This window comes from Pseudomonas karstica (assembly GCF_009707515.1).
In the GTDB taxonomy this organism is placed as follows: Bacteria; Pseudomonadota; Gammaproteobacteria; order Pseudomonadales; family Pseudomonadaceae; genus Aquipseudomonas; species Aquipseudomonas karstica.
In genome coordinates this window covers 33521-45882 of sequence record NZ_WLYI01000004.1, presented here as the reverse complement: position 1 = coordinate 45882, position 12362 = coordinate 33521, and the positions used below count along the sequence as shown (strand labels likewise).

Here is a 12362-nt window from a genome sequence, read left to right as displayed (position 1 = left end):
TTCTTGACTGACACGCGCAGTGCCCAGTCCTGTTTTTCCAAATACAAAAAAAATGGCACCCCGAGGGGTGCCATTTTTCTGACCCAAGAAGTCGCGTTACTTGCGCTTCATCGACAAGAAAAACTCGTCGTTGGTCTTGGTGGTCTTCAGCTTGTCGATCAGGAACTCGATGGCAGCTACTTCATCCATCGGGTGCAGCAGCTTGCGCAGGATCCACATGCGCTGCAGTTCGTCGTCCGCCGTCAGCAACTCTTCGCGGCGGGTGCCGGAACGGTTGATGTTGATGGCCGGGAACACACGCTTCTCAGCGATACGGCGATCCAAAGGCAGTTCCATGTTACCGGTACCTTTGAATTCTTCGTAGATCACCTCATCCATCTTCGAGCCGGTTTCAACCAGCGCAGTAGCAATGATGGTCAGCGAGCCGCCTTCCTCGATGTTCCGCGCGGCACCGAAGAAACGCTTCGGTTTCTCCAGGGCGTGGGCATCGACACCACCGGTCAATACCTTGCCGGAGCTCGGGATCACGGTGTTGTAGGCACGGGCCAGACGGGTAATGGAGTCGAGCAGGATCACCACGTCTTTCTTGTGTTCGACCAGGCGCTTGGCCTTTTCGATGACCATTTCGGCAACCTGCACGTGGCGGGTTGGCGGCTCATCGAACGTCGAGGCAACCACTTCGCCGCGCACGGTGCGCTGCATTTCGGTCACTTCTTCCGGACGTTCATCGATCAGCAGCACGATCAGATGAACTTCAGGATTGTTACGAGCGATGTTCGCTGCAATGTTCTGCAGCATGATGGTCTTACCGGCTTTCGGCGGCGCAACGATCAGGCCGCGCTGGCCTTTACCGATCGGGGCGCACAGGTCGATGACACGACCGGTCAAGTCTTCAGTGGAGCCGTTACCGGCTTCCATCTTCATGCGCACGGTCGGGAACAACGGCGTCAGGTTCTCGAAGAGAATCTTGTTTTTCGCGTTTTCGGGACGATCGAAGTTGATCGTATCGACCTTGAGCAGGGCGAAATAACGCTCGCCTTCCTTCGGAGGGCGGATCTTGCCAACGATGGTGTCACCGGTGCGCAAGTTGAAGCGACGGATCTGGCTCGGCGAGACGTAGATATCGTCTGGACCGGCAAGATAGGAGGCGTCTGCAGAGCGGAGAAAGCCGAAGCCGTCCTGGAGAATCTCCAGCACGCCATCACCGGAAATTTCCTCGCCGCTTTTCGCGTGCTTTTTCAGCAGGGAGAAAATCACGTCCTGCTTGCGCGAACGGGCCATATTTTCTATGCCCATCTGTTCGGCCAATTCGAGCAGTTCGGTAATCGGCTTTTGCTTGAGTTCAGTCAGATTCATATAGGAATGACGTAATCATTTATGGAGGGGGGAAATTAAGCTTTTGGCTTAATGAGGCCGCGCCGCAGAGAAGGCGACAGGATCGCGTACTAATCGAAAAGGAATGCGTCGGCGACGGCTTGCAGGGGGCAGTGGAGAAACCAGTGCGGGGCCGAATGTACCACCTGAGTTTCAGAGCGTCTAGCCCTGATTCACGAAAAAACCCCGCGATTGGCGGGGCTTTTTTGACGACGCTTAGATGTTGGCGTCGAGAAATGCAGCCAGTTGCGACTTCGACAGTGCGCCGACCTTGGTGGCTTCGACGTTGCCGTTCTTGAACAACATCAGCGTCGGAATGCCACGCACACCATGCTTGGCCGGGGTTTCCTGGTTTTCGTCGATGTTCAGCTTGGCAATGGTCAGCTTGCCTTTGTAAGTCTCGGCGATTTCGTCCAGAACCGGAGCAATCATCTTGCATGGACCGCACCATTCAGCCCAGTAGTCGACCAATACAGCGCCTTCGGCCTTCAGTACTTCGGCCTCAAAGCTAGCGTCGCTAACGTGTTTGATAAGATCGCTGCTCATGGAAGTCTCCAGGTTGTAAGCAAAAAAAACGTTGCCCATCATAGCCGCCCTTCCTTCGTTCAGGAAGCCGCCTCTGATTGACTCTTGCTATGGACTCCCATCAGTTTGGTTATGAATCGTCTCAAGGTGAGGCGGGAGTGACAAAAGTAATGCCGGTACGCAACGCCGCATTACGCACATGTTCCTGCATGGTTTTTTGCGCAGCGCTACTGGTGCGCCTTGCCAGGGCCCGGAGGATCTTGCGGTGTTCCTGCCAAGTCTCCATGGCCCGCTCCGGCCGGATGAACGGTAGCTTCTGACTCTCCAGAAACACCTCGGCGCTGGCGCTGAGAATGCTGACCATCGCCTGATTGCCGCTGGCCAGCAGGATGTGCTGATGAAACTCGAAGTCCAACCGGGCCGCCGCCTCAAAATCCCCCGCCTTGAGCTCCCGGCGCATGGCCTCGACATTGTCCTCCAGAAAATCCAACTCATCGGTGCCCAGCATCACCGCCGCCAGCCCCGCCGCGAAGCCTTCCAGGGCGTAGCGCAACTGGAAAATATCCAAGGGCGTGGCCTGGGACGCGAAAGGCCACGCCGTGGTGACAAGGGCCGGTGACGCCCGTTCCTGTACGAACACACCCTTGCCAGGCTGAACACTGACCACCCCCAGTGCACTGAGCGAAGACAAGGCCTCGCGCAAGGACGCTCGGCTTACCCCCAATTGCAGCGCCAGGTCGCGCTGGGAAGGCAACGCATCACCTGGCCCGAAGCCCTGCTCCTTGATCAGTTTGCGGATGGCTTGCAGGGCCGCTTCCGGTACGGCTTGGGCGATGGAGTTCATAAAAAACTCGAGGTTCCAGTCAACTGAGCGGCTAGTTGTAAAGCTATTCGCGGCAGGCGGCAAGCCACGCCCCAAAGGGGCTCTCGAGGTTTTGGCAACGCTCGAAAAAGGTGCAGGTGCCGACAACACTGTTCAGACCAGTAAGACCGCCGAAGCTCAACGAATTCCGGCCTTGCAGGTGATTTACAGGACAATGGCATGGCCTGTGCACTGGCAGAAATCAAAAGATCCCTTCACCCGTTTCGGAGAGTTGCCATGACCCAGCGTTGCAGCACCTTGCTCACTGCCCTGCTTGCCAGCCTGATGCTGCTGGGCCAGGCGCCCGCCCAAGCCAATGGCCTGGACGATATCGTCGCCCGTGGCACCCTCAAGGTGGCTGTGCCCCAGGACTTCCCTCCATTCGGCTCGGTCGGCCCGGACATGAAACCTCGCGGCCTGGACATCGACACCGCAAAACTGCTGGCCGATCAACTCAAGGTCAAGCTCGAGCTGACCCCAGTCAACAGCACCAACCGCATTCCGTTCCTGACCACTGGCAAGGTCGACCTGGTGATTTCCAGCCTGGGCAAGAATGCCGAGCGGGAAAAGGTCATTGACTTCTCCAACGCCTACGCTCCGTTCTACCTTGCGGTGTTCGGCCCGCCGGACGCACCTGTCAGCACCCTCGACGACCTCAAGGGCAAGACCATCAGCGTGACCCGTGGCGCCATCGAAGACATCGAGCTGAGCGCCGTTGCGCCAAAAGACGCCACGATCAAGCGTTTTGAAGATAACAACTCGACCATCGCCGCCTACCTGGCCGGCCAGGTAGACCTGATTGCCAGCGGCAACGTGGTGATGGTGGCGATCAGCGAGCGTAACCCCAAGCGCGTGCCAGCGCTGAAAGTGAAGCTCAAGGACTCTCCCGTCTACGTCGGCGTAAACAAGAGCGAGCCGGCATTGCTGGATAAGGTCAATCAGATTCTTATCGCCGCCAAAGCCGACGGCAGCCTGGAAAAGAACGCATTACTGTGGCTCAAAGAGCCGCTGCCCGCTGATCTCTGATCGCGGCTACGGAGCTGACTCATGGCTTATAACTTCGACTTTGTGCCGGTCCTGGCCAATACCGACCTGTTGCTGCGCGGTGCACTGTTCACCCTGGAACTGACCGCTATCGGTGCCGCGCTGGGTGTGGCACTGGGGATCGTTGGCGCAGGCGTGCGGGCCTGGAAGATCCAGCCGTTGTGCTGGATCTTCGGGGTATATGTCGAGTTGATCCGCAACACGCCATTTCTGGTGCAGTTGTTCTTCATCTTCTTCGGCTTGCCATCCCTCGGCGTGCAGATTTCCGAGTGGCAGGCGGCGGTGCTGGCAATGGTGATCAATCTGGGAGCCTACTCCACCGAAATTATCCGCGCCGGAATCCAGGCCATTCCTCGCGGACAGCTGGAAGCCGCTGCCGCGCTGGCGATGACGCGCCTCGAAGCGTTCCGCCATGTGGTGCTGCTGCCGGCGCTGGGTAAAGTCTGGCCGGCGCTGAGCAGCCAGATCATCATCGTGATGCTCGGCTCGGCGGTCTGCTCACAGATTGCTACTGAAGAGTTGAGTTTTGCCGCCAACTTCATCCAGTCGCGCAACTTCCGCGCCTTTGAAACCTATGCCCTGACCACTCTGGTGTATCTGTGCATGGCGCTATTGATCCGCCAGTTGCTCAATTGGATCGGCCGCCGTTATGTGATGAGGAACAGCCCATGAGTGACTTTTCCTTCTGGGACATCGTGCGCAATCTGCTGACCGGTTTGCAGTGGACCTTATTGTTGTCACTGGTGGCGTTTATCGGGGGTGGCCTGATCGGCTTGCTGGTGATGACGATGCGTATCAGCACCCGATCTTTACCGCGCAATGTCGCGCGCACCTATATCGAACTGTTCCAAGGCACGCCGCTATTGATGCAGTTGTTCCTGGTGTTCTTCGGCATCGCCTTGCTGGGGATCGATATTTCGCCCTGGCTGGCGGCCGCGCTGGCCTTGACCCTGTTTACCAGCGCCTACCTGGCCGAGATCTGGCGTGGCTGCGTCGACTCCATCGCCCACGGCCAATGGGAAGCCTCGGCGAGCCTGGCACTGACCCCTTACGAACAACTGCGCCACGTGATCCTGCCCCAAGCCTTGCGCATTGCTGTAGCGCCCACCGTGGGTTTCTCGGTGCAGGTGGTCAAGGGCACCGCCGTGACCTCGATCATCGGCTTCACCGAGCTGACTAAAACCGGCGGCATGCTCGCCAACGCCACCTTCGAACCGTTCATGGTCTATGGCCTGGTGGCGCTCGGTTACTTCCTGCTCTGCTACCCCTTGTCCCTCAGTGCGCGCTTTCTGGAAAGGAGACTGCATGCCTCTGCTTAGAATTTCCGCCTTGCATAAGTATTACGGCGATCACCATGTACTCAAGGGCATCGACCTGAGCGTCGAAGAAGGCCAGGTGGTGGCGATTGTCGGCCGCAGCGGCTCGGGCAAATCTACCTTGCTGCGCACCCTCAATGGCCTGGAGTCGATCAATGATGGGGTAATCGAGGTCGATGGAGAATACCTCGACGCCGCCCGCGCCGACCTGCGCAACCTGCGGCAGAAAGTCGGGATGGTGTTTCAACAGTTCAACCTGTTCCCGCACCTGACGGTGGGTGAAAACGTCATGCTTGCGCCGCAAATCGTGCAGAAAGTGCCGAAGGCCAAAGCGGCACAACTGGCGCGGCAGATGTTGGAACGCGTGGGGCTTGCCGAGAAGTTCGACGCCTTCCCCGATCGTTTATCCGGCGGCCAGCAGCAACGGGTGGCTATCGCCCGTGCATTGGCGATGTCACCCAAGGTTTTGCTGTGCGATGAAATCACCTCGGCCCTGGACCCGGAATTGGTCAATGAAGTGCTCAGCGTGGTCCGCAAACTGGCCAAGGAGGGCATGACCCTGATCATGGTCACTCACGAGATGCGCTTTGCCCGGGAGGTCGGCGACAAGTTGGTGTTCATGCACCAAGGCAAGGTACATGAAGTCGGTGATCCCAAGGTGCTGTTTGCCAATCCCAAAACCCCCGAGTTCGCCAATTTCATTGGTTCGGTGCAACAACCGGACTGACCAGTTCGAAACGACCCAGCCCCTCCAGCAGTGTCTCGTTGCGCACCGCCAGGGCTGCAGCGGGCAGTTCGGTGTCGATATCCACCTGGACCGTCAACCGACGCCCCACCAGCGGTATCCCTGCCGCACGGGCCTGCAGCGCCTGGCCAGGCGACAGCCGCCCGCTGCCGGACTTGCCTGGCACATGTGCAACCGTCCACTCGACGGCACGCCCATCCATCCGGGCGTGTTTGAGGCTCAGGAAAAAGCGCCCCTGAGGCCCGAATCGAAAGCCCTGGCCGCCCGCCGACGCACCGGTAAAGCGCAATGCCATTGGCGAGGGGGCTTTGCAGATGACGTTCAGGTGCAGAGTACGCGTGCCCAGGAATATTGATGTTCTTTCGACAGGCCTGACGCTACGGATAACCCCATAGTCGATATGGGGTTGGCTCACCGACAGCAGACAATTCTCGGCGCGCGCGTCATGGGCCATCAGCGCCACGAAGAGCAACAGCCAGGTCAAAAGCCCCAAGTGCAGGTTTTCAGGCTTACCGGACATGACACACCGCCGAAGTGGTTTCATAGAGTTTGTCATCGTCAGGCTCGACCTCGGAATTGAGGTGCAGCAGGCAGGTGGAAGAGTCCGGCAGTGAAACCTGCAAGCTTTGCAGCTCGTTGACGTTGCTCAGAAAGATCATGCCCTCGCCTGCCACGCTGGTCAGAAAGCCGTTGTCCTTGCCGAATACCGAAGCCCCCTGCGGCAAGGGACGACCTTGCTGATCGTGCGCCTGGAGCAATACGCGGCGAACTTTGACAACATCGAAATCCACAGTATTGAAGGACCCCCGACCTGCGCTGAGCACTTTTGTCCCGTTTTTCAAGTCGATGCGCTTGGGCAGGGATCGGGTCTGTACTTCGATACGGCTAGGGGTATAAGCCGGCAAGCCGGCAATCACCGCTTGCCCACGAAAGTCGGTCCAGACCGGACCTTGCGGGGTATCGACCTTGGCGGACCCGATATCGCCCACCGAGACGATGCCGAAGGTGTCCTGGACGGTATAGGGTGAGAACGTCAGGCCATGCTCATGGGCCACGACACCGCCTTGCAATTGCCCTGAGTAGCTGGTGCTCAATGGATCACGACTGATGCCCAGCCCGACTCGGGTATACCGCGGCATCACATTTACCTGGCCCCGAACCGATTGCTCCCGGCCCCTGAGATCCCGTTCGACGCCTACCTCATAATTCACATAGTCGTTGACCCATTCACTGAGCCCCGCGCCGGTATTGAGCTTGTCGCCCCGGCGACTGGCATAGGTGGTCACGCGACGGCCCCCTCCCAGGGGAACACTGAGCTGCAGGCGCACGGACACACCATTGTCCTGCGACATATCACGCCTTCTTCCGGCGAGAGCCGTGTCATGGACCGGCCGCGCACCACCCACTTGTGAGTCGGCGACCAATGCCACGGTGGTGGCGCCGAACGACTTGGTCCACGAGGCAAAGACGTGCTCAACCGATCGCCCGTCAAATTGTGAACTGCGGGTATAACCTAGGGAGAAGCCGCCCAGCGCGGGATCCACCCAGCTGAAGCCTGCCGTGTACTGGTTTTTGAAATGCGAATCCAGGTCGTCCACCCTCGATGACTGTCCCGCGTCAAGTACTTCGCGATAGCCGCGAGTCTGGGAAGTTGCGCTAAGGCTCAGGTCACTGTTGGCGTGCAACGGGCTGCTCAGGGAGAGTGTACTGCGCGATCCGGACACCCCATGGCGGTCGTCACGGGACAGGGTGTGACGTGCGCCCACGGCAACCCGCTGGAAAAACACACTGCTCAGGTTGCCGCCTGCCGCGTGATAGTCATCGGTACTTAACAAACCGAAGCCCATCGACGCCTCACGCCCCACCCCCCAGGTTCCGCTGCCCATGGCCACCACTGGAGACTGCGCACCATCGATTGAAGTCTCGCGTACCTTGCCCATGGAGAAGTAATAACCAGGCGTCACTGGCGCAACGCCGCCAAAAGACGCCGCCGGCACGACAAAGCTGCGCTTGGCGCCCCACCTATCAATCACGCTGACTTCAAGATCGCTGGTGCCGTTAAACAACGACAACCCCGTCAGCCGGAAAGGGCCTTCAGGTACCAGGGTGCTATGAATCATCACCCCCGACTGGCGCACCTCTATACGCGACTGGCTCTGGGCCAGGCCTTCAACCACCACATCGTTGCTGCCCGCCAGCGTTCGCGACTGGCCATCGGGCGACAATTGGAAACCGGACAACTGGATGCCGCCAAACAGCGGGTTATTGCTGGATAGCTGGCCCACCTGGAAAGTCGATTGCAAGGCGGCGATATCCCGCTGAGCATAGGCATGCAGATGCTCGGTACGGGACTCGCCATTGTCGGATACATAGAACTGGCGACTGCGAACAATCCAGTCACCAAGGTTGAAGCCGGCCTCGGTGTAGGCAGATGCAAATCGGCTGGGGCCACCCCGGGAGCGGGTATCGAAACCCAGAACGTCATAATTGAACAAGGCCGCGGCTCCACCCTGGGAAGAGTCTCCCGCCTCCCATTGGGGCTCACGCAATGACTGCGTCGGCACCACCAGCGAAACTTCATCTCTACCGGGATGCAACCGCAGCACTGTCGCCGCGAATGTGCCGAGAAAGTCATGACAGGCCTGGTCAGGTGTGATGCCTTCACGAATAATCCCGGAGGGCTTCACCAGGCCGGCCTTTTCCAGCAACCCCGGGGTGAAACACAACTGGCCCTGCTGGTCGAACCGTGCATCCACCAGCCCGACCGGGTTCCCGTTGACCCGTAACCCCACCACCTGGACACCTTCGCGAAAACGCGGCGCACGGCGCAAGTAGTCAGAGATCTTCGTATCAATACCGTAGGCAGTCAGTGCAGCCAGGTCAAAGCCTTCCCCCAACGCCATGGCAGACGCCAGGCCAGGCAACCCCCAGAGCACCGCCAGCCCCATGAGAAGCGTGGGTCGACAGGGCACAACAACACAGGCGCTGACATCCGACAGGTTCTTCGTTTTTGTCATGAACCGATCAAGCCCCATCGACAATGATCGGGGCTTGGTAGTCCTCAACCGAAAACCCATAGACCGTGGCCGGCTGAATCACTACCGAAATCACGCCGTCCAGGGGGCCGTCGACCGCCGCAGCCAGGGCTTCACCCGGCAAAATGTAGGTACGTGGCAACGTGGCCAGGCGCATATGTGGAAGCAGTTGCACATCCAGCGCCAGGCGAACCACATAAGCACTGTCGTTATGAACCGTAAGGTGCCCTCCAACCCGCCTCCATTTGAGTAGTTCCCAAGGTGTGTGGTGCCGAGGCAAACCCTGCGGATGCAGGATCAGCGGCAGATTCTGCCGAAGAGTGATACCGATGGTCGTACCGCCTGCGGCGCGCGCCTGGGGAATACCTTCAAAAGACACGCGCTTCAACCGTTGGGTCTTGAGCGGTGCTTTCAAGGTACTGATGAAACGAACCAGTTGGGTCTCACCCGCTTCTACACGGGCGATAGGTGGCGTGACAATCAACAACGGCTCCAAGTCCTCAGGTACGTTTTCAACCACCGAATGAAGAAGGGCCGGCTTCGCATCGGTATTCTTGATGTTGATTGTTGCTTCCCCATCTTCTTCATAAAGAATAACTACAGTGGTTTCCGGCTGCATGCCGTCTGCCACTGCAATATTGGAAAAACACAGACACAAACTTGCTCCCCACAACAGCCCCATCTTTATTCCAGAAAGACCACTCACCCAATTCCCCCATACCGCTAATAGTCAAGCGCCCATACAGAAAAGCAGTCGACAGGAAACAAATACGGGTTAACTCCGCTCCATTTCAATATCGACTGCTTTTCAATCCTTTAGATGTAACTCAATACGAGCGTGGCACGCCCATCTAGGGAAATGTCACGACTGAGATCCAGATCCCGGGACTTGTTGATCACGGCCTTCACCGCAATAACGCCCGTCAATTGAGAGATCGACGCTGGGGTAATGGTTGCAGTATTACGCCACGAATACTGGCGAGGTGATTGGGCGACTTTGCCATCGCTGCCCTGCCAGGCGCCGGTGCTGGTGCGCATGATTGGATACAGCGTTACGCCGGACGACCGTAGGTCTTTAAGCGTGACCGAATAGCCGCCGGTGCGCCTGGTACCCACGGCGCCCAACCCGAAGTTCTGCGCTTCGCTGAAACCTGCACCCAGGACTCCTGGCACCTTGCTACCCGATTGCAGGTCGGTAAAGGTCAACCCGAACTTGGCCGGCGTGGTGCCACAATTGACGGCCAGTGAAGTGGTTCTCTCCTCCCGCGGATTGAAAGCCGTCTGGGACAGCTCACCCGCGCGAATCGTGCCATAGTCGATGATGCCACTCCCAACCAGGCTGAGGTTACAGGCAGCAGGTGTGATCGTGCCCCGGACGACTAACTGTGCACTGGTTGTTGCTTGGGCACTCAGAGTTACCGCCAGACAAACAACGCCCATAGCCAAACCAAATATTTTCGTCATGTTCAACCTGTCACTAAAAATTATCAGGTGTATTGATTATCGCCCGGGCAATTCCAACAGCCCTACAAACATTCATCCTTGACATAAAAGCCATAAACAAATAGCACCAAGGCAACATTGCCGGGTGACAGTCTCTCTCGTTAAGACACCCAGAAAACATAGGACAGCGCCTGAACTACTGTCAGAGTAGTAAAACTCTAATGTCGCCTTTCCTCGACTGACAGGTAGTCTTAAATAACAAACTGATCAAAACAAGTGACTCTATTATGTAGGAGCATTCAAAAAAGCAATTTGCATATAAATCTCTCACTATTTCTCATGCACTCTTGGAGTTAATCGCAAAGTGCACAGAGAACAGCCCTATATTTCCCACAAAACTTGTTCCCGGACACCAGTAGGTAAATTCCCCGAACACTACGCGTTGGCGTCAGCCGTTGATCGTGGCACGATGGCGAGGTTATCGACCGAGACCCCCTAACCATGTCGCAATCCCAAGCCAAGAATCTGTCCTTGATCGCCGCCATCGACCTGGGCTCCAACAGCTTTCACATGGTCGTGGCCAAGGCCCAGAACGGCGAGATCCGCATTCTCGAACGGCTCGGCGAAAAAGTGCAGTTGGCTGCCGGGATCAACGATGAGCGCCAACTCAATGAAGAGTCCATGCAGCGCGGGCTTGATTGCCTGAAGCGCTTTGCCCAGTTGATCAATGGCATGCCTCAAGGTGCCGTGCGCATTGTCGGCACTAACGCACTGCGCGAAGCCCGTAACCGTGGCGAATTCATCCGCCGTGCCGAAGTAATCCTCGGACACCCGGTGGAAGTCATCTCCGGTCGTGAAGAAGCGCGCCTGATCTACCTCGGCGTATCCCACACCCTGGCCACCACCCCAGGCAAACGCCTGGTGGCGGACATCGGCGGCGGCAGTACCGAGTTCATCATTGGCCAGCGCTTCGAACCGCTGCTGCGCGAAAGCCTGCAGATGGGCTGCGTCAGCTACACCCAGCGCTATTTCAAGGACGGCAAGATCACCCCGGCCCGCTATGCCCAGGCTTATACGGCTGCGCGGCTGGAAATCATGAGTATCGAGCACGCCCTGCACCGCCTGACGTGGGATGAGGCTATCGGCTCGTCCGGCACCATCCGCGCCATTGGCCTGGCGCTCAAGGCCGGTGGCCACGGCACGGGCGAAGTGAATGCCGAAGGGCTGGCCTGGCTCAAGCGCAAGCTGTTCAAATTGGGTGACGCCGAGAAAATCGATTTCGACGGCATCAAGCCGGACCGGCGTGCGATCTTCCCCGCCGGCCTGGCGATCCTCGAAGCGATCTTCGATGCCCTCGAACTGCAACGCATGGACCACTGCGACGGCGCACTGCGCGAAGGCGTGCTGTATGACCTGCTGGGTCGTCATCACCACGAAGACGTCCGTGAGCGCACTCTCAGCTCATTGATGGAGCGCTACCACGTCGACCTGGAACAAGCGGCGCGGGTCGAGCGCAAGGCGCTGCACGCCTTCGACCAGGTAGCCGAGGACTGGGACCTGGAAAACGGTGTCTGGCGTGAACTGCTAGGCTGGGCGGCCAAGGTTCATGAGGTGGGCCTGGACATCGCCCACTACCATTACCACAAACACGGCGCCTACTTGATCGAACACTCGGACCTGGCCGGTTTCTCCAGGGAGGACCAGCAAATGCTTGCGCTGCTGGTGCGCGGCCACCGCCGCAATATCCCCAGGGACAAATTCGCCGAGTTCGGCGACGAAGGCATCAAGCTGATCCGTCTGTGCGTGCTGCTGCGCTTCGCTATTCTGTTCCACCACATTCGCGGTACCCAGGAAATGCCCCAGGTGACCTTACGCGCCCATGGCGACAGTCTGGATGTGGTGTTCCCGAAGAACTGGCTGGATGAGAACCAACTGACCCAGGCGGATTTCGCTCAAGAAGCCGAGTGGCTGACACGGGTGGGGTTCAGCCTGAATTTGCGCTGATACGGCCTACTGTC

The 12362-nt window shown here is 58.3% G+C and carries 12 protein-coding genes; 5 read left to right on the top strand and 7 right to left on the bottom strand.

What is annotated here, in order from left to right; genetic code table 11:
• Nucleotides 1-96: 96 nt before the first annotated feature.
• The 3 genes from rho to GIR22_RS04175 form a co-directional block, all read right to left on the bottom strand.
• Complete coding sequence (gene rho / locus GIR22_RS04185) at nucleotides 97-1356, bottom strand: transcription termination factor Rho (RefSeq protein ID WP_017845130.1); 1260 nt, start codon at nucleotides 1354-1356, stop codon at nucleotides 97-99.
• A 234-nt stretch (nucleotides 1357-1590) separates the two neighbouring features.
• On the bottom strand, nucleotides 1591-1920 hold the full coding sequence (gene trxA / locus GIR22_RS04180) for a thioredoxin TrxA (RefSeq protein WP_065831897.1): 330 nt from the start codon (nucleotides 1918-1920) through the stop codon (nucleotides 1591-1593).
• Nucleotides 1921-2041: 121 nt separating this feature from the next.
• Nucleotides 2042-2743, bottom strand: a complete 702-nt coding sequence (locus tag GIR22_RS04175; RefSeq protein ID WP_154742096.1) for a FadR/GntR family transcriptional regulator — start codon at nucleotides 2741-2743, stop codon at nucleotides 2042-2044.
• Nucleotides 2744-2998: 255 nt separating this feature from the next.
• Here GIR22_RS04175 and GIR22_RS04170 point away from each other — a divergent pair, with 255 nt between their 5' ends.
• The 4 genes from GIR22_RS04170 to GIR22_RS04155 are packed head-to-tail and all read left to right on the top strand — an operon-like array spanning nucleotide 2999 to nucleotide 5848.
• Nucleotides 2999-3787: a transporter substrate-binding domain-containing protein gene (locus tag GIR22_RS04170; protein WP_154742095.1), complete on the top strand. Its 789-nt coding sequence runs from the start codon at nucleotides 2999-3001 to the stop codon at nucleotides 3785-3787.
• A 21-nt stretch (nucleotides 3788-3808) separates the two neighbouring features.
• Entirely contained in the window at nucleotides 3809-4477 is a 669-nt protein-coding gene (locus GIR22_RS04165) for an amino acid ABC transporter permease (RefSeq protein ID WP_154742094.1), read from the top strand.
• A complete protein-coding gene (locus GIR22_RS04160; RefSeq protein WP_154742093.1) occupies nucleotides 4474-5124 on the top strand; it encodes an amino acid ABC transporter permease in 651 nt (216 codons plus the stop codon). Before GIR22_RS04165 ends, GIR22_RS04160 begins: the two co-directional genes overlap by 4 nt.
• Nucleotides 5111-5848: an amino acid ABC transporter ATP-binding protein gene (locus GIR22_RS04155; protein ID WP_154742092.1), complete on the top strand. Its 738-nt coding sequence runs from the start codon at nucleotides 5111-5113 to the stop codon at nucleotides 5846-5848. The genes GIR22_RS04160 and GIR22_RS04155 overlap by 14 nt, the downstream gene beginning before the upstream one ends.
• Here the strand turns inward: GIR22_RS04155 and GIR22_RS04150 are convergent.
• From GIR22_RS04150 to GIR22_RS04135, 4 genes are all read right to left on the bottom strand, one after another.
• Nucleotides 5820-6386 (bottom strand): DUF1120 domain-containing protein, encoded by a 567-nt coding sequence (locus tag GIR22_RS04150; protein WP_154742091.1) that lies wholly within the window; start codon nucleotides 6384-6386, stop codon nucleotides 5820-5822. The two genes, GIR22_RS04155 and GIR22_RS04150, sit on opposite strands and share 29 nt — an antisense overlap.
• Complete coding sequence (locus GIR22_RS04145) at nucleotides 6376-8814, bottom strand: fimbria/pilus outer membrane usher protein (protein WP_154742265.1); 2439 nt, start codon at nucleotides 8812-8814, stop codon at nucleotides 6376-6378. The genes GIR22_RS04150 and GIR22_RS04145 overlap by 11 nt, the downstream gene beginning before the upstream one ends.
• Before the next feature lie 76 nt (nucleotides 8815-8890).
• Nucleotides 8891-9583 (bottom strand): fimbria/pilus chaperone family protein, encoded by a 693-nt coding sequence (locus GIR22_RS04140; RefSeq protein WP_154742090.1) that lies wholly within the window; start codon nucleotides 9581-9583, stop codon nucleotides 8891-8893.
• Nucleotides 9584-9717: 134 nt separating this feature from the next.
• Nucleotides 9718-10365 carry a DUF1120 domain-containing protein gene (locus tag GIR22_RS04135; protein ID WP_154742089.1) on the bottom strand — a complete coding sequence of 216 codons (648 nt, stop codon included), beginning with the start codon at nucleotides 10363-10365 and terminating at the stop codon, nucleotides 9718-9720.
• Between the two features lie 480 nt (nucleotides 10366-10845).
• Here GIR22_RS04135 and ppx point away from each other — a divergent pair, with 480 nt between their 5' ends.
• Complete coding sequence (ppx, locus tag GIR22_RS04130) at nucleotides 10846-12348, top strand: exopolyphosphatase (RefSeq protein WP_154742088.1); 1503 nt, start codon at nucleotides 10846-10848, stop codon at nucleotides 12346-12348.
• Nucleotides 12349-12362 lie beyond the last annotated feature (14 nt).

Coding starts and splice junctions, on each gene's coding strand:
- rho (WP_017845130.1), bottom strand. CDS start 1,356: ATGAATCTGACTGAACTCAAGCAAAAGCCGATTACCGAACTGCTCGAA.
- trxA (WP_065831897.1), bottom strand. CDS start 1,920: ATGAGCAGCGATCTTATCAAACACGTTAGCGACGCTAGCTTTGAGGCC.
- GIR22_RS04175 (WP_154742096.1), bottom strand. CDS start 2,743: ATGAACTCCATCGCCCAAGCCGTACCGGAAGCGGCCCTGCAAGCCATC.
- GIR22_RS04170 (WP_154742095.1), top strand. CDS start 2,999: ATGACCCAGCGTTGCAGCACCTTGCTCACTGCCCTGCTTGCCAGCCTG.
- GIR22_RS04165 (WP_154742094.1), top strand. CDS start 3,809: ATGGCTTATAACTTCGACTTTGTGCCGGTCCTGGCCAATACCGACCTG.
- GIR22_RS04160 (WP_154742093.1), top strand. CDS start 4,474: ATGAGTGACTTTTCCTTCTGGGACATCGTGCGCAATCTGCTGACCGGT.
- GIR22_RS04155 (WP_154742092.1), top strand. CDS start 5,111: ATGCCTCTGCTTAGAATTTCCGCCTTGCATAAGTATTACGGCGATCAC.
- GIR22_RS04150 (WP_154742091.1), bottom strand. CDS start 6,386: ATGTCCGGTAAGCCTGAAAACCTGCACTTGGGGCTTTTGACCTGGCTG.
- GIR22_RS04145 (WP_154742265.1), bottom strand. CDS start 8,814: ATGGGGCTGGCGGTGCTCTGGGGGTTGCCTGGCCTGGCGTCTGCCATG.
- GIR22_RS04140 (WP_154742090.1), bottom strand. CDS start 9,583: ATGGGGCTGTTGTGGGGAGCAAGTTTGTGTCTGTGTTTTTCCAATATT.
- GIR22_RS04135 (WP_154742089.1), bottom strand. CDS start 10,365: ATGACGAAAATATTTGGTTTGGCTATGGGCGTTGTTTGTCTGGCGGTA.
- ppx (WP_154742088.1), top strand. CDS start 10,846: ATGTCGCAATCCCAAGCCAAGAATCTGTCCTTGATCGCCGCCATCGAC.